Origin of the sequence: Brevundimonas sp., assembly GCF_035561115.1 — a bacterium.
In the GTDB taxonomy this organism is placed as follows: domain Bacteria; phylum Pseudomonadota; class Alphaproteobacteria; order Caulobacterales; family Caulobacteraceae; genus Brevundimonas.
Window position 1 is genome coordinate 1 of record NZ_DATMYH010000075.1, and the last position, 22,723, is coordinate 22,723.

Annotated in this window: 18 protein-coding genes and 1 pseudogene; 10 read left to right on the forward strand and 9 right to left on the reverse strand. The window is 71.2% G+C overall.

Features of this window, described 5'->3' with window-relative positions; all coding sequences use genetic code 11:
- Positions 1–126: 126 nt before the first annotated feature.
- From VN378_RS09610 to VN378_RS09645, 8 genes are all read left to right on the forward strand, one after another.
- A complete protein-coding gene (locus tag VN378_RS09610) occupies positions 127–1,770 on the forward strand; it encodes a penicillin-binding protein 2 (protein WP_325743300.1) in 1,644 nt (547 codons plus the stop codon).
- The gene (locus VN378_RS09615; RefSeq protein WP_325743269.1) at positions 1,767–3,233 is read left to right on the forward strand and encodes a UDP-N-acetylmuramoyl-L-alanyl-D-glutamate--2,6-diaminopimelate ligase; all 1,467 of its coding nucleotides are present in this window, start codon (positions 1,767–1,769) and stop codon (positions 3,231–3,233) included. The genes VN378_RS09610 and VN378_RS09615 overlap by 4 nt, the downstream gene beginning before the upstream one ends.
- Positions 3,226–4,668, forward strand: coding sequence for a UDP-N-acetylmuramoyl-tripeptide--D-alanyl-D-alanine ligase (locus VN378_RS09620; protein WP_325743271.1), 1,443 nt, complete (start codon positions 3,226–3,228; stop codon positions 4,666–4,668). Before VN378_RS09615 ends, VN378_RS09620 begins: the two co-directional genes overlap by 8 nt.
- Positions 4,668–5,777 (forward strand): phospho-N-acetylmuramoyl-pentapeptide-transferase, encoded by a 1,110-nt coding sequence (gene mraY / locus VN378_RS09625; RefSeq protein ID WP_325743272.1) that lies wholly within the window; start codon positions 4,668–4,670, stop codon positions 5,775–5,777. Before VN378_RS09620 ends, mraY begins: the two co-directional genes overlap by 1 nt.
- 4 nt (positions 5,778–5,781) lie before the next feature.
- Positions 5,782–7,203, forward strand: a complete 1,422-nt coding sequence (gene murD, locus VN378_RS09630) for a UDP-N-acetylmuramoyl-L-alanine--D-glutamate ligase (protein ID WP_325743274.1) — start codon at positions 5,782–5,784, stop codon at positions 7,201–7,203.
- Positions 7,200–8,375: a putative lipid II flippase FtsW gene (ftsW, locus tag VN378_RS09635; RefSeq protein ID WP_325743276.1), complete on the forward strand. Its 1,176-nt coding sequence runs from the start codon at positions 7,200–7,202 to the stop codon at positions 8,373–8,375. Before murD ends, ftsW begins: the two co-directional genes overlap by 4 nt.
- Positions 8,376–8,600: 225 nt before the next feature.
- Entirely contained in the window at positions 8,601–9,701 is a 1,101-nt protein-coding gene (murG, locus tag VN378_RS09640; RefSeq protein WP_325743277.1) for an undecaprenyldiphospho-muramoylpentapeptide beta-N-acetylglucosaminyltransferase, read from the forward strand.
- Positions 9,702–9,726: 25 nt separating this feature from the next.
- Positions 9,727–10,851, forward strand: a complete 1,125-nt coding sequence (locus VN378_RS09645) for a mechanosensitive ion channel family protein (protein ID WP_325743279.1) — start codon at positions 9,727–9,729, stop codon at positions 10,849–10,851.
- Here the strand turns inward: VN378_RS09645 and VN378_RS09650 are convergent.
- Positions 10,814–11,299, reverse strand: a complete 486-nt coding sequence (locus VN378_RS09650; protein WP_325743281.1) for a surface-adhesin E family protein — start codon at positions 11,297–11,299, stop codon at positions 10,814–10,816. The two genes, VN378_RS09645 and VN378_RS09650, sit on opposite strands and share 38 nt — an antisense overlap.
- 48 nt (positions 11,300–11,347) lie before the next feature.
- Here VN378_RS09650 and VN378_RS09655 point away from each other — a divergent pair, with 48 nt between their 5' ends.
- Positions 11,348–12,076 carry a WecB/TagA/CpsF family glycosyltransferase gene (locus tag VN378_RS09655; RefSeq protein ID WP_325743283.1) on the forward strand — a complete coding sequence of 243 codons (729 nt, stop codon included), beginning with the start codon at positions 11,348–11,350 and terminating at the stop codon, positions 12,074–12,076.
- A gap of 139 nt (positions 12,077–12,215) precedes the next feature.
- Here the strand turns inward: VN378_RS09655 and smc are convergent, their stop codons facing one another.
- The 5 genes from smc to VN378_RS09680 all read right to left on the reverse strand — a co-directional run bounded on the left by smc (position 12,216) and on the right by VN378_RS09680 (position 18,393).
- A complete protein-coding gene (gene smc, locus VN378_RS09660) occupies positions 12,216–15,656 on the reverse strand; it encodes a chromosome segregation protein SMC (RefSeq protein WP_325743285.1) in 3,441 nt (1,146 codons plus the stop codon).
- Between the two features lie 14 nt (positions 15,657–15,670).
- A complete protein-coding gene (locus VN378_RS09665; protein ID WP_325743287.1) occupies positions 15,671–16,294 on the reverse strand; it encodes a thioredoxin domain-containing protein in 624 nt (207 codons plus the stop codon).
- An 8-nt stretch (positions 16,295–16,302) separates the two neighbouring features.
- Complete coding sequence (locus VN378_RS09670) at positions 16,303–16,956, reverse strand: thioredoxin domain-containing protein (protein ID WP_325743289.1); 654 nt, start codon at positions 16,954–16,956, stop codon at positions 16,303–16,305.
- A 126-nt stretch (positions 16,957–17,082) separates the two neighbouring features.
- Positions 17,083–17,721: a thioredoxin domain-containing protein gene (locus tag VN378_RS09675; protein ID WP_325743291.1), complete on the reverse strand. Its 639-nt coding sequence runs from the start codon at positions 17,719–17,721 to the stop codon at positions 17,083–17,085.
- Positions 17,722–17,826: 105 nt separating this feature from the next.
- Complete coding sequence (locus VN378_RS09680) at positions 17,827–18,393, reverse strand: DUF721 domain-containing protein (protein WP_325743293.1); 567 nt, start codon at positions 18,391–18,393, stop codon at positions 17,827–17,829.
- A 21-nt stretch (positions 18,394–18,414) separates the two neighbouring features.
- On the opposite strand from VN378_RS09680, the gene mutY reads away from it, so the two are divergent.
- Entirely contained in the window at positions 18,415–19,527 is a 1,113-nt protein-coding gene (gene mutY, locus VN378_RS09685; RefSeq protein ID WP_325743295.1) for an A/G-specific adenine glycosylase, read from the forward strand.
- On the opposite strand, the gene VN378_RS09690 is transcribed toward mutY, so the two are convergent.
- From VN378_RS09690 to VN378_RS09700, 3 genes and pseudogenes are all read right to left on the reverse strand, one after another.
- Positions 19,465–20,004 carry a hypothetical protein gene (locus VN378_RS09690; protein WP_325743297.1) on the reverse strand — a complete coding sequence of 180 codons (540 nt, stop codon included), beginning with the start codon at positions 20,002–20,004 and terminating at the stop codon, positions 19,465–19,467. The two genes, mutY and VN378_RS09690, sit on opposite strands and share 63 nt — an antisense overlap.
- Before the next feature lie 189 nt (positions 20,005–20,193).
- Entirely contained in the window at positions 20,194–22,341 is a 2,148-nt protein-coding gene (locus tag VN378_RS09695) for an amylo-alpha-1,6-glucosidase (RefSeq protein WP_325743298.1), read from the reverse strand.
- Positions 22,342–22,440: 99 nt separating this feature from the next.
- Positions 22,441–22,723: pseudogene (locus VN378_RS09700) on the reverse strand (glycosyltransferase family 4 protein); the annotation flags it as partial.

The following is a 22,723-nucleotide window of genomic DNA, read 5'->3' on the forward strand; positions in this document are numbered from 1 at the left end:
CGTCCCGCCCGCGCCGTCCTCCGCGGAGCCCGCGCAGTGAGCGCGCACGATCCCTTCGCCGCCGACCGCCCCGTCGCCTATGGCGGGCGGCGTTACCTGCCCTCGTGGCGCTGGCTGGCCGAGGCCATGTGGTGGGTCGAGCATTCGTTCGGCCGCGCCCACGCCGACGCCCGGCCCGAGGAAGACACCCGGGTCCGCATCTTCGTCATCCTGTCGCTGTTCTCGGCGGTCTTCGTCTGTCTGGCCGTGGGCGCGGCCCACGCCGCCCTGCTGACGGCGAAGGGCGGAGTCGGTTCGGCCATCCATCCCAATGCGGTGGTCCGCGCCGACATGGTGGACCGCAACGGCGCCCTGCTGGCCACCAACATCACCCACTACGGCCTCTATATCGATCCGGCCGAGGTCTGGGACCGCAAGGCGGCGGCGGCGCAGATCAGGCGCGCCCTGCCGCGCGTGTCGGCGGCCAGGCTGAACCGCGTGCTGAACGGCGACCGGCGCCTGCTGGCGGTCAACCGCCTGACGCCGCAGGAGAAGGTGGCGGTGCACAATCTCGCCCTCGGCGGAGTCACCTTCGAGCCCGAGGACGTGCGGGTCTATCCGCTGGGCGAATCCGCCCGGCATGTGGTCGGCAACGTCGACACCGGCGGGGTGGGCCTGTCGGCGGCCGAACGCGCCTTCAACGACGAGATCCGCGCGGCCGGCGCGCGCGGCGAAACCTTCCAGATCTCCATCGACCTGCGCATCCAGGGCATTCTCGAGAACGAACTGGCCGCCGCCGCGACCGAGACCCAGGCCAAGGGGGCGGTCGGCATCATCACCGACGTCCAGACCGGCGAGGTCCTGGGCATGGCCAGCTGGCCGGGTTCGAACTCGCGCAACCTCGCCTCGGCCGCCACCTATGAGATGGGGTCGGTGTTCAAGACCTTCACCGTCGCCGCCGCCATCGACACCGGCCGGGCGGACATGAACACCCTGCTGGACGCCTCCGAGGCGCTGCAGATCGGCAATCGTCGGATCACCGACTTCCACGCCACCAACAAGGTGCTGACGCTGGAGGAGGTCTATCTCCACTCGTCCAACATCGGCACCTCGCGCCTGTCGACCGAGATGGGGCCGCGGGTGATGCGGGATTATTTCGAGCGCTTCGGCCTGCTGTCCCGGGCCCCGTTCGAGATCGCGTCGGAGATGCCGATCATCCCGCGCGAGTGGTCGGACTCGACCCTGGCCTCGCTGTCGTTCGGCTATGGCGTTTCGATCACGCCGCTGCAGATGGCGGCGGCCATGCAGGCCCTGACCAACGGCGGGCGGTACATTCCGCTCACCCTGCGCAAGGGCGGACGGCCCGACGTGCCGGCGCGGCAGGTGATCTCGCCCGAGACCTCCCTGACCATGCTGGACCTGATGCGCCGCAACGTGGTCCGCGGTTCGGGCGGCCGCGCCGAGGCTCCGGGCCTGCGCGTCGGCGGCAAGACGGGGTCGGCCAACAAGTCGGTCAACGGCCATTATTCGACCGCTCACGCCGTCGGCACTTTCGCCGCCGTCTTCCCCGCCGACGGTCCCGTCAACGCCCGGCGCTACCAGATCCTGGTGCTGATCGACGAGCCCCAGACCTATCCGCGCACCGGCGGCTTCGTCGCCGCGCCGGCGGTGGGCCGGATCGCCGACCGGATCGCGCCCTTCCTGAACGTCCAGCGCCGCGCGGACGCCTACCGCACCGCCGTCGGCGACAGGATTCCGGCGTTCGAAGACCTGGAAGGCGACGGTCGATGAGTGTCGCCCCGGCTCCCGTCAAACTGTCGGAACTGCTGCGCCGGGACGTGGCCTCGGACCCGGTCATCACCGGAGTGACGGCCGACAGCCGCAAGGTCGCGCCCGGCTCGCTGTTCGTGGCCTTGCCGGGCACGGCCGCCGACGGCCGGGCCTTCATTCCGCAGGCCCTGTCGCAGGGGGCCGCCGCCGTGCTGGCCCCGTCCGACACCGACGCGGCCATGGCCCCGGTGCTGGTGACCTCGGGCGACGTGCGCCGCGCCTACGCCATCGCCGCGCGCAGCTTCTACGGCGCCCAGCCGGCGACCTGCGTCGCCGTGACGGGCACCAACGGCAAGACCTCGGTCGCCGCCTTCTGCCGCCAGATCTGGGCCGCCTTGGGCCTCCATGCCGCGAGCATGGGAACCCTGGGGGTTTTAGCACAAATGGGTAACGTTAACCGGGAGTTGACGGGCCCCGGCCTGACCAGCCCCGACGCTGCCGACGCCGCCCGCATGCTGGCCGACCTGGCCGCGGGCGGTGTGACCCATCTGGCGCTGGAGGCCTCGTCGCACGGGATCGACCAGCGGCGGCTGGACGGGGTGACGCTGAAGGCGGCGGCCTTCACCAATCTGAGCCAGGACCACCTCGACTATCACGGCGATATGGAGGGCTATCGCGCCGCCAAGCTGCGGCTGTTCGAGACCCTGCTGCCGCGCGGCCGGACGGCGGTGCTGAACGCCGACAGCGACGCCTATTCGAGCTTCGCCGCCGCCTCGATCATGTCGGGCCTCGGCGTCATGGGCGTGGGCGAGCGGGGCCGGGACCTGTCGCTGATCGCCCGTCAGGCTACGCCCGAGGGGCAGCGTCTGACCATCGACGCGCGCGGGACCCTGTATGAGGTTCTGCTGCCGCTGGCCGGGGCCTTCCAGGCCTCCAACGCCCTCGTCGCCGCCGGTCTGTGCATCGCCGCCGGGGAAACGCCCGAACGGGTGCTGGCGGGGCTGGAGAAGATCACCGGCGCGCAGGGCCGGCTGCAACGCATTCCGGGCTCCGCGCGGGGCGAGGTCTATGTCGACTACGCCCATACGCCCGACGGGCTGGAGACGGTGCTCAAGGCCCTGCGCCCCCATGCGACGGGGCGGCTGATCGTGGTCTTCGGCGCCGGCGGCGACCGGGACAAGGGTAAACGCCCCCTGATGGGCGAGATCGCCGGCCGTCTGGCGGACGTGGCCATCGTCACGGACGACAACCCGCGTTCGGAAGATCCGGCCGCCATCCGTCGCGCGGTGCGCGAAGGCTGCCCCGCCGCGCGGGAAGTCGGCGACCGCCGCGCGGCCATTCAACAGGCCATCGAAATGATGGGCGACGGAGATGTGGTGGTCATCGCCGGAAAAGGGCATGAGCAGGGACAGATCATCGGCGGGACGACCCATCCGTTCGATGACGCAACCGTCGCCGCCGAAGCCCTTCGCCTCCATGCCTGACACCCAGCCTCTCTGGACCTCCGCCGAAATCGAAGCCGCGACGGGCGGACGTCTGTCCGGCCCCCCCTTCGAGGCGACGGGCATCACCTACAACAGCCGCGAGATCGTCCCGGGCGACCTGTTCCTGGCGCTGAAGGGCGCGCGCGACGGTCATGAGTTCGCGGCCGCCGCCTTCGCAGCGGGCGCGGCGGGCGCCCTCACCGAACATCCGGTCGAGGGCGGACCCTCGGTCGTCACGACCGACACTCTGCGCGCGCTGGAAGCCCTCGGCGTCGCCGCGCGCGACCGCAGCCCGCAGGTCCGGCGCGGCGCGGTCACCGGCTCCGTCGGCAAGACCAGCGTGACCCAGGCGGTCAAGGCGGGGCTGGATCTGGCGGGACCGGCGCACGCCTCGATCAGGAGCTATAACAACCATATCGGCGTGCCGCTGACGCTGGCCCGGATGCCCCGTTCGACCGAGCGGGCCGTGTTCGAGATCGGCATGAACGCCCCGGGCGAGATCGCGCCCCTGTCCAGGATGGTCCGGCCTCACGCGGCCTGCGTCACCACCGTCGGTCCGGTGCATATCGAGGCCTTCGCCGAGGGCGAGGCCGGGGTGGCGGCGGAGAAGGCCGCGATCTTCGAGGGTCTGGCCCCCGACGGCGTGGCGGTGCTGAACGGCGACACGGGCTTTTCGGTCCTGCTGGACGCCGCCGCGCGCAAGGCCGGAGCCCGCCGGGTCGTCTTCGGCACGGCCGCCGGCCACGACGCCCGCCTGCTGGCCTTCCAGCCCGGCCCCGACGGGGCGCGGGTGAAGGCCGAACTGTTCGGCAAGACGATCGAATTCCCTCTCGCCCAGTCCGGCTTCCACTGGGGCCTGAACAGCCTTTGCGTCCTGCTGATGCTCGACGCCCTCAACGTGCCGCTGGACACGGCGCTCAGCGCCCTGGCCAATTTCCGGCCGCTGGCGGGCCGGGGCCAGACGACGGTGGTGGCTGCGCCGGGCGGGGCCTTCACCCTGATCGACGAGAGCTACAACGCCAATCCGCTCTCCATGGCCGCCGGCTTCCGGAGCCTTGGCGCGAAGCCGGTCGCGGCCGGCGGGCGTCGGGTCGTGGTCCTGACCGACATGCTGGAGCTGGGCGACCGGTCGCGGGCGCTGCACGAAGGTCTGGCCGAGCCGATCGCCGCCGCCGGACTGGACCTGGTCCATACGGCCGGGCCCGAGATGAAGCGGCTGCACGACGTCCTGCCGCCGGCTCGCCGTGGCCTGTGGCGCGAGACCGCCGCCGAACTGGCCGCGGAGGCCGCGGCTCTGGTTGCGCCCGGCGACGTGGTCATGGTCAAGGGGTCGAACGGATCGAAGGCGTCGCTGGTCGCCAAGGCTCTCGTCGCGCTTGGACACCCTCAAGCAGCGAGCGACCGCGTCGCGAGCGATAGGGAAAGAGGCTCCTGATGTTTTATCTTCTGTATCTCCACTACGCCGACATCGCGCAGGACTATCCGCTTCTGAACCTGGTCCAGTACCAGACGGTGCGGGTGGCGCTGGCCATGGCCACGGCCATGATCGTCTCGGTCGCCATGGGCAGCCGGTTCATCGCCTGGATGCGGATGAAACAGGGCAAGGGGCAGCCGATCCGCTCGGACGGACCGGTCTCGCATCTGTCCAAGGTGGGCACCCCGACCATGGGCGGGCTGATGATCCTGGCGGGCATCGCGGTGGCCATCCTGCTGTGGGGCGACCTGACCAATCCCTATATCTGGATAGTCAGCTTCGTGACGGCGGCCTTCGGCGTGCTGGGCTTCATCGACGACTACGCCAAGGTGACCAAACAGACCTCGGCCGGGCTGACGTCGAAACAGAAGCTGGTCGCCCAGGTGATCGTCTCGGTGATCGCGGGCGTCATGACGGTGCTGTGGATGACGGCCTCGCCGACCACGCCCAATCTCGAGACCTCGATCGCCTTCCCCTTCTTCAAGGCCGTGCTGCTGAACGTGGGCTGGTTCTACGTCCTGTTCGCCGCCTTCACCCTGGTGGGTTTCTCCAATGCGGTGAACCTGACTGACGGTCTGGACGGCCTGGCCATCGTGCCGGTGATGATGGCCGCGGCCGCGTTCGGCATCATCGCTTATCTGGTCGGCAACTTCATCTTCTCGGACTATCTGGGCGTCCACCATGTGCCGGGCGCGGGCGAACTGGCCATCTTCTGCGCCGCCATCATCGGCGCCGGCACCGGCTTCCTCTGGTACAACGCCCCGCCGGCCAAGATCTTCATGGGCGACACCGGCTCGCTGGCCCTCGGCGGCGCCCTGGGCGCGATCGCCGTCGCCACCAAGCATGAGCTGGTGCTGGGCATCGTTGGCGGCCTGTTCGTCATCGAGGCGGCCTCGGTCATGATCCAGGTCGCCTATTTCAAGGCCACGAAGAAGCGCATCTTCCTGATGGCGCCGATCCACCACCATTTCGAAAAGATGGGCTGGCCGGAATCGACGGTGGTGATCCGGTTCTGGATCGTCTCGGCCATGCTGGCCCTGGCCGGTCTGGCCACCCTGAAACTGCGATAGAGCCATGATCCCCGTCCCCGGTTTCGAAGGGCGGCGCATCGCGGTCTTCGGCCTGGGACGGTCGGGACTGACGGCCGCGCGTGCGCTGAAGGCCGGCGGAGCCTCGCCCGTGCTGTGGGACGACAGCGTCTCCAGCCGGATGCAGGCCGAGGCCGAAGGGTTCGCGGTCGAGGACCTGACGGGCGCCGACTGGTCGGGGTTCGCGGCGCTGGTGCTGTCGCCGGGCGCGCCGCTGACGCATCCCAAGCCGCACTGGACCGTCGGCAAGGCGAAGGCCGCGGGCGTCGAGGTCATCGGCGACATCGAACTGTTCGCCCGCGCCATCGCGGCCCTGCCCGAGGGGGAGCGGCCAAAGGTCATCGCCATCACCGGCACCAACGGCAAGTCCACGACGACGGCCCTGATCGGCTGGGTGCTGAAACAGGCGGGACTGACGGTGCACGTCGGCGGCAATATCGGCATCGGGGTGCTGGCCCTGCCGGCGCCGACGCCGGGCGCGGTCTATGTGATCGAGGTGTCGAGCTATCAGCTGGACCTGACGACGCGGTTTGCGCCGGACGTGGCCATCCTGACCAATGTCAGCCCGGACCATCTCGACCGGCACGGCGGGATGGAGGGGTATGTCGCAGCGAAGCGGCGGATATTCCAGGCGCAGGGGCCGGAAGGTGTCGCCTTGGTTGGCGTCGATGAGCAGGCCGGGCTGGATATCGCATCGGACCTCGAGAGTTCCGGCCGCTATACCGCCGTGGTTTCGACGACCGTCAAAGACCTCGATGATCACCCGGTTCTGGTGGCGGTCCAGATCATCTATGCAGAGCCGGGCAATTTGAGCATCGAGGGTGCGGTGGGGGTTGCGGACATCTCGAATGCCCGTTCGCTTCCTGGACGACACAACGCGCAGAACGCCGCATTTGCGTGGTTGGCCGCGAGACATCTGGGTATCTCCGGAAAGGCCGCCCTCCAAGGCCTCCTGACCTTCCCCGGCCTCGCCCACCGCATGGAGCACGTCGCCACCCTCGGCCGCGTCCGCTTCATCAACGACTCCAAGGCCACCAACGCCGACGCCGCGCGGCAGGCGCTGGCCAGCTACGCGCGCAGCTTCTGGATCGCCGGAGGGCGGGCCAAGGCGGGCGGGATCGACGACCTTGAGGACCTGTTCCCGCGCGTGGTCGAGGCCTTCCTGATCGGCGAGGCGGCGGGGCCGTTCGCCGCCCGGCTGGGCGATACCCCGCACCGGATCAGCGGCGACATGGCCAGCGCCGTGAAGGCCGCCGCCGAGGCCGCCGCCGCGACCGGCCGCGACGAGGTGGTGCTGCTGTCGCCGGCCGCCGCCAGCTTCGACCAGTATCCCGACTTCGAGGCCCGGGGCGAGGCGTTCCGCGCTGCCGTCCTCGCGCTCGGCGCCATCCCCGCGAGCGCGTCATGAGCGACTACAGCCCCGCCTTTTCGCGCAACGACCAGAGCCCGATCGCCAAATGGTTCTGGACCGTCGACCGCGGCCTGCTGGCGGCGGCGCTGACGCTGGTGGCCCTGGGCGTGTCGCTGAGCTTCGCCTCGAGCCCGGCGGCCATTCTGGCGGACCAGTCGATCAGCGATCCCTTCCACTATTCCTGGCGGATGATCGTCTGGGCGTCGGGCGGGACGGTGCTGATGCTGCTGGCCTCGCTGCTGTCGCCGCGCGGTGTCAGGCGCATCGCCCTGCTGGCCCTGCTGGGGGCCATCGTCGTCATGGCGGCCCTGCCGTTCATCGGCAATGAGGTGAAGGGCGCCGCGCGCTGGGTGAATCTGGGACCGTTCAGCCTGCAGCCGTCCGAGTTCGCCAAGCCCAGCCTGATCGTCTTCGCCGCATGGATGTTCTCCGAGGCGCAGAAGGGGCAGGGGGTGCCGGGGGTCAGCATCGCCTTCGGGGCCTGGGCCCTGACCGTCGGACTGCTGCTGATCCAGCCCGACATCGGCCAGACCCTGCTGATCACCACCACCTTCATGGCCGTTTTCTTCATGGCCGGGGTGCCGCTGAAATGGGTCGCGGCGCTGGCCGCCGCCGGCATGGCGGGAGTGGTGGGTCTGTATTTCACCTTCAGCCACATGCGCGATCGTCTCAGCCGCTTCCTGTCGCCCGAGACCACCGACACCCACCAGATCGACCGCGCCTCCGAGGCCATCCGCGCCGGGGGGCTGGTCGGGCGCGGGGTCGGCGAGGGGGTGATGAAGCGGTCGGTGCCCGACCTGCACACCGACTTCATCTATTCCGTCGGCGCCGAGGAGTTCGGCCTGGTGCTGTCGCTGGCCATGATCTCGCTCTACGCCTTCATCCTCATCCGCGGGATGCGGCGGGCGATGAAGCTGACCGATCCGTTCGAACAGACGGCGGCGGCGGGCCTGTTCATGCTGATCGGGCTGCAGGCCTGCATCAATATCGCGGTGAACCTGAACCTGATCCCGACCAAGGGGATGACCCTGCCCTTCATCAGCTATGGCGGCTCGTCGATGCTGGCCATGGGGCTGACCATGGGTCTGGCCCTGGCCTTGACCCGCCGCCGCCCCGGCGCCTACGAGCCGGGGGCCAGCCTGCCGCAGGGCCGGCGCATCCTGCCGTAGGCGCCACCGCTTTCGTCATCCTCCGGCAAGCCGCGCCTTCGCGGCGCAGACCGGGGGACCCAGCGGCGCGCGAGAGCGCGACCCTGTCGCGGACCCGGCCGTCAGACATCGTGCGTGAACCGGTCGCCTTCGGCGCCGCTGGGTCCCCCGGTCTCGCTGCGCTCGCCGGAGGATGACGAAAGTATAGGAGTGGCGAGCGCGCATCGGGTAGGGCAAACACACTCCATGAGCAAAGTCTGCGTCGTCGCCGCCGGGGGCACCGGGGGCCATATGTTCCCCGCCGAGGCCCTGTCGCGCGAGCTTCAGGCGCGGGGCTGGCGCATCGTCCTGGCCACCGACCACCGGGGCGAGGCCTATGCCCACAACTTCCCTGCCGAGGAGCGGATTGCGCTGGACGCCGCAACCGGGCGCGGGCCGATCGGCATGGCGAAGGCGGGCGTCGCCATCGCGCGCGGCGTCATGACGGCCCGCAAGGCGCTGAAGCGGCTGGACGCGGCGGTCGTGGTCGGGTTCGGCGGCTATCCGTCGGCTCCGGCCCTGATCGCCGCGCTGAGCCAGCGGCGCCCGACCCTGCTGCACGAACAGAACGCCGTGCTGGGCCGCACCAACCGCTGGCTGGCGCCGTATGTGGGCGCGCTCGCCTCGTCGTTTCCCGATCTGCAGAAGGTCCCGCAGGGGCTGGGCGCGCGCGTCTCCCTGATCGGCAATCCGGTGCGGCCGGACATCCGCGCCCTGTACGACCGCGTCTGGAGCCCGCCCGCGCCCGACGGCCCCATCCATGTGCTGGTCACCGGCGGCAGCCAGGGCGCCCGCATCCTCGCCGAGACCGCGCCGCGGGCGCTGGCGGCCCTGCCCGAGGCGATCCGCGCCCGGCTGAAGGTGCAGCAGCAGTCGAGGGCCGAAACGCTCGAGGCGGCGCGGCAGATCTATCTTGAGGCCGGGATCCAGGCCGAGGTCGCGCCCTTCTTCCGCGACATGGCCCAACGGCTGTCGGCGGCGCATCTGGTCATTGGCCGGGCCGGCGCCTCGACCTGTTCGGAGCTGGCCGTGGCGGCCGTGCCGTCGCTGCTGATCCCGCTGAAGATCGCCATGGACGACCACCAGCGGTTCAACGCCCTGGGTCTGGCTCAGGCCGGCGGCGCCGAGGTGATGCTGGAGGATGAGGTGACGGTCGAGCGGCTGACGGCGTCGCTGCTGGCGCTGCTGTCCGATCCGGCGCGGCTGGCGGCCATGAGCGCGGGGGCGAAATCGGCGGCCCTGCCGGACGCCGCCGCGGGGCTCGCCGACATGGTCGAGACGGCGGCGGGACGGACGCCTCCCGTCTGAGGCCTTAAGGCCCTATAACCTCCCCATGCCCGCCTTCGTCGCCGACCTCACCCGCGAGATATTCCGCCTCTGGCGCGAGTTCTACTGGCTGCCCGAATGGGTGGTCATCTCGATCATCGTCGCGGTGTTCGTCTTCATCGGCTGGGCCGCCAACCAGCTGGTCTTCGCCCTGCTGAAACTGGCCGTGCGCAAGCGGGACGTGTTCTGGCGCGGCACGGTCGGACGGGCGCGGCTGAAGGTGAGGATCGCGGTCATGATCGCCGCCCTCGCCTTGGCGGTCACCGTCTCGCCCCTGGCTCCCGAACCGTCACTGGCGATCCGCCAGACCCTGCTGTTCGGCTTCATCCTGACCATGGGCTGGATGCTGGTGGGGGCGTCGGACATGTGGGCGGTGGTCTATCTGCGCCGCTTCAACATGGAGACCGAGGACAATCTGGTCGCCCGCAAGCACGTCACCCAGGCCCGCATCCTGCAACGGGTGGCGGCCCTGCTGATCGCCGTCGTCACCCTCGGCCTGGCCCTGCTGACGATCTCGGCGGTGCGTCAGTGGGGCCTGTCGCTGCTGGCCTCGGCCGGCGTCGTCGGCATCATCGCCGGCCTCGCCCTCCAGCCCTTCCTGACCAATATGATCGCCGGCATCCAGATCGCCACCGCCCAGCCGATCCGGCTGGACGACGCCGTCATCGTCGAGGGGGAATTCGGGACCATCGAGGAGATCACCTCGACCTATGTGGTGGTCAAGCTGTGGGACTGGCGGCGCATGGTCCTGCCGCTGAGCTATTTCATCAACAAGCCGTTCCAGAACTGGACCCGCGACACCGCGCGGCTGATCGGCTCGGCCTTCCTCTATGTCGATTATGAAGCGCCGATGGAGCGACTGCGGGCCGAGCTGGAGCGCATCTGCCGGGCCAGCGCCTTCTGGGACGGCGATGTCGTCAGCCTGCAGGTCACCGACGTGACAGACCGGACCGCCCAGGTCCGCTGTCTGGCCAGCGCCCGCAACGCCCCGATCGCCTTCGACCTGCGCTGCGAGATCCGTGAGAAGATGCTGGCCTTCATGCGCGACGAGTGCCCCGAGGCCCTGCCGCGGGAAAGGTTCGCCGGCGAACGGCTCAGTTCGCCTGACGCAGCGCCGCCCGGCCGATCCTGACCGCGTCCTCCAGATTGTCCGCGTCCGCCTCGCCCGCCGAGGACGGGTCGCAGGCGACGGCCAGCAGCTCGGCCGCGTCGCCGCCCGGAGCCGCGGCATAGAGCGGCGCGGCGTCCGGCGTCGCCGGTCCCTCGGCCCCGCCCTCGCGCACCGAGGCGAAGTCCAGCCGGTCAGCGGTGCGGGCCGCGCAGTCGAAGGCCCACCACGACCATCCGCCCCAATACGTCTGGCCGCCCGCTTCGAACGTCTCTTCCGTCACCTGCAGCGACCGCATGCGCACCCGCTCGCCGTCGCGCGAGATGGTCGACAGGTCGGCCAGCACCGCGAACCGTCCCACCCCCGTCAGCACCAGCCGATGACCCTCCGGCTGCGGCCCGGCCGGTTGGGCGCAGGCGGGCGCGGCCAGCAGGACGGCGGCCAGGACGACGGCGTGCGGCAGCGTTTTCATGCCCCATCGTAACCGCGTGTTGACCGGGGCGCGACTAGGCTGATGGCCATGACGCGCTTCATGACGCTCGATTTCGCCGGAGGGGACCGATCCGAGATGCTGGACCGCGTCATCGGCATGGCGCGCAGGCCCTACGGCTATGTCGTCACGCCCAACGTCGACCACGTCATCAAGCTGATGGACGGCCGCGTCCCGCGCGATATCTACGAAGGCGCCGATCTGAAGATCTGCGACAGCCGCATCCTCGCCCATCTGGCCCGGCTGCGTGGGGTCCGACTGCCGGTCTATCCGGGATCGGACATGACCGCCGATCTGCTGGCCTCGCCCGCCGCCGAGGGTCTGGTCATCGCCGTCTTCGGGCCGGACCGCGCCGCCTTCGACGACCTCGCGGCCCGCTACCCGCGCCTGACCCTGCGCCGGATCGAAGCGCCCATGCTGACGCCCGGGACGCCCCCCTGGACCGCCGCCGTCCAGGCCGCCGCGAACGCCGAATGGGATGTACTTCTGACCTGCGTCTCCTTCCCCAAACAGGAGCTGTTCGCCCACGCCTTGCGCGCCGCCGGCCGCAAGACCGGCGTGGCCCTGTGCGTCGGCGCCTCGGTGGACTTCCTGACCGGCCGCCAGCAGCGCGCCCCGCGCATCTTCCAGCAGCTGTCGCTGGAGTGGCTGCACCGGCTGCTCAGCCAGCCGCGCCGCATGTTCCGCCGCTATGTCATCGAGGGTCCGGCCATCTTCGCCTGGTTCGTCAGGACCGAGGTGCTGGGGCCAACAAGATAATCCGCTCATCCCGGCGAAAGCCGGGACCCAGTGCTTTCGTTGCGCACAGTGTTCGGGATTGGCGGGAGCGGCCCGCTGGATGAACTGATCGCCCAAAGCACTGGGTCCCGGCTTTCGCCGGGATGCACCGGGAGAGGAGCTAGGCCGCCACGATCTCTTCCGCCTGACTCAGGTCCACGCTGACCAGCTGGCTCACCCCCCGTTCCGGCATGGTCACGCCGTACAGCCGGTCCATCCGGCTCATGGTCACCGGATTGTGGGTGATGACGATGAAGCGGGTGTCGGTCCGCTTCCGCATCTCGTCCAGCATGCGGCAGAAGCGGTCGACGTTGGCGTCGTCCAGCGGGGCGTCGACCTCGTCCAGCACGCAGACCGGGGCCGGGTTGGCGAGGAAGACGGCGAAGATCAGGGCCGCCGCCGTCAGCGCCTGCTCCCCGCCCGACATCAGGCTCATCACCGCCAGCCGCTTGCCCGGCGGGCAGGCGTAGATCTCCAGCCCGGCCTCAAGCGGATCGTCGCTCTCGACCAGTTTCAGCTCGGCCTGGCCGCCGCCGAACAGGGCCTCGAACAGGCTTTTGAAATTGTCGTTGATGATGTCGAAGGCCGCCACCAGCCGCTCGCGGCCCTCGGCGTTCAGCTCGTCGATGCCGTCGCGCAGTTTGGCGATGGCGCTGGTCAGGTCGCTGCGCTCGACCTTCATGGTGTTCAGCCGGTCGCCGTATTCGACCGCCTCTTCCTCGGCCAGAAGGTTGACCGCGCCCAGGGCCTCGCGCTCGCGTTCCAGGCCGTACAGCAGGCTTTCGGCGCCGGCGGCGTCCGGCGGGCGGGCGATGGCGTCGTCGGTCAGCTTCTGGCCCAGTTCCTCCGGCGACATCTGGGCCGTCTCGCGGACATTGGCCGTGGCCTCGGCCAGCCGTTCGGCCGCCCCCTCGGCCCGCGCCGCCAGCCCGGCCCGCGCCTCGCGCGCCATCGACGCCGTTGCTTCCGCCGCCCGCGCCGTCCGGTCGGCCTCGGTTGCCGCGCCCTCGGCCGTGGCCAGGGCGTCGCCGGCCGCCTTGCGCCGCGTCTCGGCGGCGGTCAGGGCGTCCAGCAGAGCGGACCGCTGTTCGGCCAGCCGGGCCGGCGCGTCCCCCGCCGCCTTCAGCCGGGCCGCCGCCTTCTCCGCATCCTTCTGAAGCGCAGCGATACGGGCGGTGGAATCCTTCGCACGCGCGGCCCAACCGTCGCGTTCGCGGGTCAGGCCGTCCAGCCGCGACTGGCGTCCGGCGACCTCGCGCGCCTCGGCGTCGCGTTCGACCCGCGCCGTCGCCGCCGCGCCGCGCGCCGCGTCCGCCGCCGTCCGCGCCGCCGTCAGCTCGGCGCGCAGGCCCTCCAGCGTTTCCGAAGGCGCGTCGGTCCCCTGCGCTTCAGCCAGGGCCGCCTGCGCCGCCTCGACCTCGGCGGTCAGTCGCGCCATGGTTTCGTCGAGCGCCTGGGCCCGCGCCTCCTTGCGGGCCTGTTCGCGGGCCAGGGCCTCGACCCGGTCGCGCGCCGCCGTCACGGCCTTGTCCAGCGGGAAGGGCGCGGCGCGGGCGGCCTTGACCGCCTCCTCGGCGGCCCGGAAGGCTTCGGTCGCCGCCTTCTGCGCGGCCTGGGCTTCGTCCAGCGCCGGCTTGCCCGCGTCGATCTCGGCTTCCAGCTCCGACAGGCGGGTGCGCTGGGCCAGCCGGACCGCGGCCGGGCGCGGCGCCTCGGCGCGCTGCACGAAGCCGTCCCAGCGCCACAGGTCGCCCTCGCGCGTCACCAGCCGGGCGCCGACGGGCAGGGATTTCGCCAGCCGCCCGATCTCGCCTGCCGCCGCCACCCCGCACAGGGCGAGCCGCGCCGTCAGCTGCTCCGGCGCGGACACATGGTTCGCCAGCGGCTCGACGCCCGCCGGCCAGACGGGGGAGGGGACTTCGGCCCCGGCCCAGTACGCCGCCGCCCGCGCATCCAGCGCCGCGTCGAGATCGTCGCCCAGGGCGGCGGCCAGCGCCGCTTCATAACCCTTGTCGGCCTGCACCCGGTCCAGGGCGGGCGCATGTTCGCGTTTCCCCTGGACCAGCAGCTGGGCCAGTCCGCGCGCCTCGGTCTGCAGCCGGCCCAGCCGGTCCTCGGCCGCCCGGGCCGCCGTCCGCGCCTCGGCCTCGGCGCGGGCGCGGTCGCCGCGTTCGGCCTCCGCCGCCTCGACCGCGACGCGGGCCGCCGCCAGTTCGGCCTGGGCCGTCTCCAGCGCCCTCGTCGCCGCCTCGATCTCGGGCGTGACCAGTGGTCCCAGCGCCGCGCGTTCGGTCCCGGCGGAGGCCAGTTGCGCTTCGGCTCGCGCCACCCGCGCCTCGGCGTCGCGCCTGCGGGCGTTCTCGGCGTTGACCCGGGCCTCGACCGAGGCCACCGCGCCCGCCACCCGCTCGACCTCGGCGTCGGCGGCCCTGCGCGCATCCTCGGCGGCGGCGAGCGCGGCTTCCAATTCAGGGCCGCGCGCCGGGGCGGCGGCGATCTCGGCGGTCAGGATCTCGAGCGCCGCGCCCAGCCGCGCCAATTCGTCCCCGGCGTCGCCGGCCATGGCGGTCTCGCGCTCGATGTCGGCGGCGATGCGGATCGTCTCGGCGGTCAGCCGCTCGACCTCGGCCCGCGCGGCCTGCTCGGCCATGTCCAGCCGGTCGCGTTCCAGCGAGGCGCGATGCAGCAGGGCGCCGGCCACGGCGTCCTCCTCGCGCGCCGGCTTCAGCGCCTCCTGCGCCCCCAGCGCCGCCGTCTGGGCCCGGCTGGACGCCGTGGTCGCCTCCAGCACGGCCCGGTCGGCCTGGGCCAGTTCGGCGGCGGCGGCCTCGGCCGCGACACGCGCGTCGTTCCAGCGCACGAACAGCAGGGCGGCCTGCAGGGCCCGGATCTCGGCTGAGATCTTCTTGTAGCGTTCGGCCTGCCGCGCCTCGCGCTTCAGCCGCGACAGGGCGGTCTCCAGCTCCCGTCCGATGTCGTCCAGCCGCTCCAGATTGGCCTCCGCCGCCTTCAGACGCAGCTCGGCCTCGTGCCGGCGGGTGTGCAGGCCGGCGACACCGCCGGCCTCCTCGAGGATGCGACGGCGGTTCTGCGGCTTGGCGGCGATCAGCTCGCTGATCTGGCCCTGCCGGACGAGGGCGGGGGAGTTGGCGCCGGTCGAGGCGTCGGCGAACAGCAGCTGCACGTCGCGGGCCCGCACCTCCTTGCCGTTGATGCGATAGGTCGAACCCTGGCCGCGGTCGATGCGGCGCGACACCTCCAGCATGGGGCTGTCGGTGAAGGGTTGGGGCGCCCTTCGCTGGGCGTTGTCGATGGTCAGCTGGACTTCGGCGTGGTTGCGCGGCGGCCGGTCGGCGGCGCCGGCGAAGATGACGTCGTCCATGCCCTGGCCGCGCATGGCCTTGGCCGAATTGGCCCCCATGACCCAGCGCAGGCCCTCCAGCACATTGGACTTGCCGCAGCCGTTGGGCCCGACGACGCCGGTCAGGCCTGCCTCGATATGCACCTCGGCGGGATCGACGAAGGACTTGAAGCCCACGAGCCGGAGGCGCTGGAACTGCATGGGTCCCTACGCGGTCAACGGCCGGCGGCGGCCGCCCGGATCGCGACCTCCAGTCCGCCCAGCGAGCGGTCCGTGACCCGGCGTCCATTGACGAAGAAGGCCGGGGTGGTGGTGGCGTCGGCGGCGTGGGCGCTGTCGATATCGCGGCTGATCGCGGCGCGGGTCGCGGGGGTTGCGGCGCAGGCGTCGATCTGGGCCCGCGTCCGGCCGCTGGCGGCGATGGCCGGGGCGTACCAGGCATCCACCGTTCCGCCGCGGAGCACCGCCGCCTGGCCATGCATCAGACTGGCGGCGACGTCGAAGAACCGGTCCGGCGCCGCGCAGCGCGCCAGGGCGTGCGCCGGCAGGGACATCCGTTCCGGCGGCGTCGGCAGGTTGCGGAACACGAACCGGACCTGGCCGGTGTCGATGAACCGCGCCTTGAACGCCGGATAGACCAGCTCATGCCAGTCAGCGCAGATGTGGCAGGAGAACGAACCGTATTCGATCACCGTCACGGGTGCGTCGGCGCGGCCGATGCTGCGGTCCGCCGCCGTCACGGGCGCGACCGGTTCGGTCGCGACCGCGGGCGCCGACGCCGAGGCGAGGGGCGCTGCGATCGCCAGCGCCAGGATCAGCAGGAGACGCGGCGGCCGCACCGGCGCAATCAGCCCTTCGCCAGCTCGGCCTCGATGGCCTTCGACAGATCGGCCATGGTCGCGCCCTCTTCACCCGGCGAGATGATCTGGACGCCGTTGACGTAGAAGGCGGGGGTGCCGGTGACCCCGGCCTTGACGGCGGCGTTCGTACGCTCTTCCGACGCCTTCAGATTCGCCGGGTCCTTGATGCAGGTTTCGATCTGCTGGTTGGTCAGGCCGGCGCCGTTGCCGACGCGGAACAGGGTGTCGCGCGGATTGACGCCCGCCTGCCATTCGGCCTGGCTGGCCATGATGCCGTGGACCACGTCGAAATATTTGTCCTCGCCGGCGCAGCGGGCGATCATGAAGCCGGCGACGGCGACATTGGCCGGCGTCGTGGGCAGTTCGCGGAAGACGTAGCGGACCTTGTTGGTGTCGACATAGGCGGCCTTGAACGCCGGCCAGGTGGTTTCCTGCCAGGCGGCGCAGTGCGGGCAGGTGACCGAGGCGTATTCCACCACGGTGACCTTGGCGCCCTCGGGGGCGCCCATGGCCATGTCGCCTTCGGCCGTGGCCCCCGCGCCGCCGCCGCCGCAACCGGCCAGGATCGCCATGCCGGCCATCGCTGCGGCGGTCATCGCCGCGCGGCGGCTCATTGCGGCGTATTTGGTGGTGGCGCTCATGGCGTCGTCCTCAACTGGCGGCGGGAATTTCCGGAGTATCGCGCGATTCCCCGCGGTCGCGCGCGCGTGACCACCTTCGAGAACAGAAACGGCGAAGTTTTGTCAACGTCGCCTGTGGACGCGCCGTCAGGGTTTGGCCAGCTCGGCCTCGATCGCGCTGGACAGATCGGCGAGGCTGGTCCCGGACGGCGACCCGGGCGTGAGGACCTTGACGCCGTTGACGAAGAAGGTCGGCGTGCCATCGACGCCAGCGGCGACCGCCGCCCGGGCGCGCTCGTCAGCGGCCTTCAGCGCGGCCTCGTCGGTGATACAGGCGGTGATCCGGTCGTTGCTCAGGCCGACGCCGTTGCCGACCCGGAACAGGGTGTCGCGCGGATTGGCGCCCGCCTGCCATTCGCCCTGGCTGCTCATCAGACCATGGACCACGTCGAAATATTTGTCCTCGCCGGCGCAGCGGGCGATCGCGAAGCCGGCGACGGCGACATTGGCGGGCGGGGTCGGGATCTCGCGGAAGACGTAGCGGACCTTGTTGGTGTCGATCCATTTCGCCTTGAAGCCCGCCCAGTTCTCGTCCTGCCAGGCCGCGCAGATGTGGCAGGTGACAGAGGCGTATTCGACCACCGTGACCTCGGCCCCCTCCGGCGCGCCCAGCGCCATGTCGCCTTCGGCCGGAGCGCCCGCCTTCGATCCGCAGCCCGCAAGCGCGATGACGGCTGTCAGGGTGACGGCGGTCACTGCCGCGCGGCGGCTCAGGGCCGTCTTCATTCCATGGCTCATGGCATCATCCCTGACCGTCGCACCAGAATGGCTGGCGCCGTCCAGCATTCGCGCGACTCCCGTCTCACGGCAACCGGCGGTGGAGAAGTTTCGTCAACCGCCCGCGCGGTCGCGGCCCTTTCCCGGATCGCCCAGAACCGCGCGGCCCAGCCGTTCCAGCGGCCCCTTCAGGGCGTCGGGCGCGTCGGCGACGGCGGCCTTCAGTTCCGCTTCGTCGTGAGCGGACAGCGGCGGAGGGGCGGGACGGCGCTTCGGCGTCGCCGCGATGTCGGACGGCGGCTTCACCGGCCCTTGGGCGATCCGTAATTTTTCCACGCTGCCGGCGCCCAGAAAGAGGTTTACCCGGGCCAGGATGTCTTCCGACTGGTGCTGCACCAGCAGGGCCGCCGGGCCCGCCACGCGCAGCTCCAGCGTCCCGCCCGCGCCGCTGCGTCCCCTGGTCAGCTTCTGCGGCCGGGTCACCCGCGCCAGCCGGTCGCCGACGATCTCGCGCCAGCGCGGCTCCAGCGCCTGGGCGCCGCGGCCGAATTTGGCGTCCAGTTCCTTGATCAGCCCCTGCAAGGCCCGGCCCGCCTTGGGCGCGGGGCGGGGCGCGGGACGCGTGCGCCTGCGCGACAGGATTTCGCGGACCTCGGCGTCGGTGGGCAGCGTGCGGGGCATTTCCGGGTTATAGCGCGGTCGATGCCGCCCGTCCCTGTTCACCCGCCTGCTGACCTGTCCGCCGAAAGACCGGCGCTGCGCGCGGCCCTGCTGGACTGGTACGACGCCCACGGCCGCACCCTGGCGTGGCGAGCCGCGCCGGGCGCCGCGGCCCCCGATCCTTACCGGGTCTGGCTGTCCGAGGTCATGCTGCAACAGACCACCACGCCCCACGCCACACCCTATTTCCAGGCCTTCGCATCCCGCTGGCCGACCGTGCCGGACCTGGCGGCGGCGGAGGACAGCGACGTCATGGCCGCCTGGGCGGGGCTGGGCTACTACGCCCGCGCCCGCAACCTGCTGGCCTGCGCCCGCGCGGTCGCCCACGACCACGGCGGCGCCTTCCCCGACACCGAAGCCGGTCTTCTGGCCCTGCCGGGGGTGGGCGCCTACACGGCCGCCGCCGTCGCCGCCATCGCCTTCGACCGCCCCGCCAATGTCGTCGACGGCAATGTCGAGCGGGTCATGGCGCGGCTCTTCGCGGTCGAAACGCCGCTGCCTGCGGCGAAGCCCGGGCTGCGCCGGCTGGCGGCCTCGCTGGTCGGCGACGAGCGCCCGGGAGACTGGGCGCAGGCCCTGATGGATCTCGGGGCGACGGTCTGCCGTCCCGGGCGCCCCCTGTGCGAGCTGTGCCCGCTGACCCGGTGGTGCGCGGGCTTCGGGTCCGGCGCGCCGGAACGCTATCCGCTGAAGACGAAGAAGGCCGACCGCCCGCACCGCGCCGGCGTCGCCTGGGTTCTGCGCGACGACAGGGGCCGCGTGGCGCTGGTGCGCCGGCCCGACAAGGGGCTGCTGGGCGGCATGACCGGCCTGCCGACCTCGGATTGGTCAGGACCCGCCGCCGAGGCTGCGCCGCCGGTCGCTGTCGAATGGCGCGACGCGGGCGCCGTCGAGCACGTCTTCACCCATTTCTCGCTGACGCTGTCGGTCCGGACCGCGACGGGGGCCGGCGACTTCCTCTGGACCGATCCGGACGAGGCGCTGCGGTCGCTGCCCACGGTCTTCCGCAAGGCGCTGGAGCGGGGGCTCTCCCTAGGGCCTCATGATATCGGCGAGGCGCTGGTGGGGCAGTCCCCCCGGACACTCAGGCGATAGGGGGGCGTTGAAGCCGTAGGTCACGGACCGGGCGAAGACCCGACTGCTCCGGTCACGCAACTCCTCGACGTAGCGGAACCAGCCGCGAGTCGACGCGTCCACATAGCTGACCGCGACGTGACTGTAGGCCGCCATATCCGGCGCGTCGGAAACGAAGGTCACGGCGATGCAGTGGTCCGGCGACGTGTAGGGAAAAATCGGCTTCCCGTCCGCCCTCGGCGTCACGAGGTAGCGCGCGTAGGCCGCGCAGGCAGGGTCGCCCGGGTCCGCCACCGATATCCTGTGGACGCCGGCCCGGTCCGCGCCGAAGCCGGCGGACCCTTGCGGCCACGGGCGCAGCAGCACGTCGACGGAGGACAGCCCCAACCCCTCCATGAACGCCATGACGTCCGGGGTGACCGAAGGGGCCGGCGGTTTGAACCGAAGACCGGAGGACGCACGGGGATCTTCGGTCTCCGCCATCAGAAGACGGGTCACGCGAGGGCGCGGCGCCAGCCAGGCCGCGGCGTCGTCTTCGGCGCAGCGGGCCTGCGCAGCCCGTTCCTCATCGGAAGGGAATCGAACGTGTCTGAGGCTGAGGCAACCGCTCAGCAAAAGGCAGGCGGCGAGCGCGACGACCCGTGTTCTCATGATCGGAGTGAACCGGCGCTGACCTCCCGGGTCAAGCTAGCGCACGGTCCGCACCGACACCGGCCCGTCGCGACGCTGCGGAATGAGGACCGTATGGGCGCCCATCTGCTGGAAGGCCAGATCCACGACGCCGTCGCCGATCTGCAGATTGGTGATGTTCAGCCGGTCGATCCCCGTGGGCAGCACCGGATCGTCGATCTCGACCACCCCTGTCACCGCGTCGATGCTGACGCCCAGGGCGGCCTGCAGCATCAGGAACACCGACCCCGCCGCCCAGGCCTGGGGCAGGCAGGCGACCGGATAGGCGATCGGCGGCTCGCCCGGCGCGCGCTCGAAGCCGCAGAACAGCTCGGGCAGGCGCAGGTGGAAATGGGCCGCCGAGGCGTAGATCTCGCCCAGCAGCAGGGCCACCGCCCGCCGCTCGCCGTAGCGGGCCATGCCCGCCGCCGCCATGGCCGTGTCGTGGGGCCAGACCGAGCCGTTGTGATAGCTCATCGGATTGAACCGGGCCTGTCCGGTCGCCAGCGTCCGCACGCCCCATCCCGAGCGGAATTCCGCGCTCAACAGCCGCTTCGTCACCCTTTTCGCCCTATCCGCCGACGGCAGGCCGGTGAACAACAGGTGGCCGGCGTTGGACCCGATCGACCGGCATTGCGCCCCGTCGCCGTCCAGGGCGATGGCGTAGAAACCCTCGTCCTCCATCCAGAACCGCTCCTCGACAAGCATCCGCACCCGCTCGGCCTGCGCGGTCCACTCGGCGCGTCGGTCGTCGCCGAGCGTCGCCGCCAGGTCGGCCATCGCCTGCCACGCGGCGTAGGCGTAGCCCTGCACTTCCAGCAGGGCGACCGGCCCCTTGGGGAAGCGGCCGTCGGTGTGGAAGATCGAATCCTCGGAATCCTTCCAGCCCTGGTTGGACAGGCCGGTGTCCGCCTCCCGCTGGTAGCTGATCAGGCCGTCGCCCTGGATGTCGCCGTGATCCTTCATCCAGCCCACGGCGGCGATCAGATTGGGCCACAACTGGCGGATCAGGCCGAAATCGCCCGTCCGCCGGGCGTAGGCCCCCGCCAGGGCGACGAACAGGGGCGTGGTGTCGACCCCGCCATAGTAGAGGCCGAACGGGACCTCGCCGAGCGCCGACATCTCGCCGCGCCGCGTCTCGTGCATGATCTTTCCCGGCGCCGAATCCTGGAAGGCGGAGAAGGCCGTCGCCTGGCGCATGGCCAGATAGGTCAGCACACCCTTGGCCAGCGACGGGTCCAGCCACAGCATCTGCCAGGCGGTGATGATCCCGTCCCGCCCGAACGGCGTCGAGAACCACGGCACCCCGGCGTAGGGATAGGGCCCGGTCGGCAGGTCTGTGGTCAGCAGGGCCACGTCGGCGCGGCTCTGGTCCAGCCAGTCGTTGAAGCGCGGGCTGCGCGGACCCCGCAGCGAGGCGCCGCGTCGCCGGCGCGTGCGCATGGCCAGCCGCGCGGCCACGGCGTTGATCCGGAACCGCGCCTCGTCAGGCTGGTCGCAGCGGTCCGGGCCGCACTCCAGATAGAGATCGCATCGCCTGCCCTTGGGCAGGCTGAACATGAACTCGGCGCGCGCGCCGCTCAGCCGCGCGGGCGGTTCGGAGAAGGCCAGACAGCTGGTCCGCCGCACGTCGTCCAGTCCGACATAGGCGAAGGTCACCCTCCGCCCGTCGTGCGTCGGCGTCTCGGTGATTCCGCGCTTCTCGCGCAGCGTGCCCCGCACCTGGAAGATGTCGGCGAAGTCGGCGGCGAACTCGATCGCCAGCGGCAGCAGCATGTCCTCGATGCCGTGGTTGACCATCCGCACCCGCTCGAACATGCGCCGGTCCCGGATGAAGCGCCGCCGCTCGATATGCAGCACCCCGGCCGGCGCCGAACGCCCGCCCATGGGGGGCAGGGGCCGGTTGGTCGAATGGCAGGTGAAATAGACGTTGTCCTGGCTGACTCCCGAACTCAGCCGCGACGGCCGCGCCAGGCCCACGGTGAGCACCAGCCGCGACAGGATGCGGGTGTCATGGTCGAACAGTCCGTCGGCCCCGCCCTTCATGTCGCCCCAGCTGTCCGCCACCGCGAAGGTGTCGGCGTCCTTCAGCGCCATCAACCCTTCCAGCCCGTCGGTGTCCGACGCGTCGAGGGCGGTCGTCTGTACGGAATAGGCGTCGTCCATGAAGGCTCCAGGGGCGGTTCAGGGAGGGCCTGAAGGTTTCACCCGAATGGGGACGCTTGATGGCGCCTCGGTACGGTAATGGACGAAGCCGCGGGCGGTTCAGCTGTTGGCCGCGAAGCTGCGGCCTTCAAGGCCGCGCAGGGGCGTCACCACGTCGGCCAGCGGCGCTTCGGCATAGGGCCGCTTGGCCAGCAGGTCGCCGTAGACGTCCAGGTACCGCCGGGCCATGGCCGTGGCCGAAAAGCGCAGGTCGAAGCGGGCGCGGACGGCCTCCCGGTCCAGCAGATGCGCCCGCCCGGCCGCAGCCACCGCCTGTTCCAGGGTGTCGACGAGGAAGCCGGTCTCGCCGTCCTCGATGACCTCGGGGGCGGAGCCGCAGCGG

What these genes read in the sequence shown, in the direction of transcription:
- VN378_RS09610 (WP_325743300.1), top strand. Translation starts at nt 127, where the DNA reads ATGTGGTGGGTCGAGCATTCGTTCGGCCGCGCCCACGCCGACGCCCGG.
- VN378_RS09615 (WP_325743269.1), top strand. Translation starts at nt 1,767, where the DNA reads ATGAGTGTCGCCCCGGCTCCCGTCAAACTGTCGGAACTGCTGCGCCGG.
- VN378_RS09620 (WP_325743271.1), top strand. Translation starts at nt 3,226, where the DNA reads ATGCCTGACACCCAGCCTCTCTGGACCTCCGCCGAAATCGAAGCCGCG.
- mraY (WP_325743272.1), top strand. Translation starts at nt 4,668, where the DNA reads ATGTTTTATCTTCTGTATCTCCACTACGCCGACATCGCGCAGGACTAT.
- murD (WP_325743274.1), top strand. Translation starts at nt 5,782, where the DNA reads ATGATCCCCGTCCCCGGTTTCGAAGGGCGGCGCATCGCGGTCTTCGGC.
- ftsW (WP_325743276.1), top strand. Translation starts at nt 7,200, where the DNA reads ATGAGCGACTACAGCCCCGCCTTTTCGCGCAACGACCAGAGCCCGATC.
- murG (WP_325743277.1), top strand. Translation starts at nt 8,601, where the DNA reads ATGAGCAAAGTCTGCGTCGTCGCCGCCGGGGGCACCGGGGGCCATATG.
- VN378_RS09645 (WP_325743279.1), top strand. Translation starts at nt 9,727, where the DNA reads ATGCCCGCCTTCGTCGCCGACCTCACCCGCGAGATATTCCGCCTCTGG.
- VN378_RS09650 (WP_325743281.1), bottom strand. Translation starts at nt 11,299, where the DNA reads ATGAAAACGCTGCCGCACGCCGTCGTCCTGGCCGCCGTCCTGCTGGCC.
- VN378_RS09655 (WP_325743283.1), top strand. Translation starts at nt 11,348, where the DNA reads ATGACGCGCTTCATGACGCTCGATTTCGCCGGAGGGGACCGATCCGAG.
- smc (WP_325743285.1), bottom strand. Translation starts at nt 15,656, where the DNA reads ATGCAGTTCCAGCGCCTCCGGCTCGTGGGCTTCAAGTCCTTCGTCGAT.
- VN378_RS09670 (WP_325743289.1), bottom strand. Translation starts at nt 16,956, where the DNA reads ATGAGCGCCACCACCAAATACGCCGCAATGAGCCGCCGCGCGGCGATG.
- VN378_RS09675 (WP_325743291.1), bottom strand. Translation starts at nt 17,721, where the DNA reads ATGAAGACGGCCCTGAGCCGCCGCGCGGCAGTGACCGCCGTCACCCTG.
- VN378_RS09680 (WP_325743293.1), bottom strand. Translation starts at nt 18,393, where the DNA reads ATGCCCCGCACGCTGCCCACCGACGCCGAGGTCCGCGAAATCCTGTCG.
- mutY (WP_325743295.1), top strand. Translation starts at nt 18,415, where the DNA reads ATGCCGCCCGTCCCTGTTCACCCGCCTGCTGACCTGTCCGCCGAAAGA.
- VN378_RS09695 (WP_325743298.1), bottom strand. Translation starts at nt 22,341, where the DNA reads ATGGACGACGCCTATTCCGTACAGACGACCGCCCTCGACGCGTCGGAC.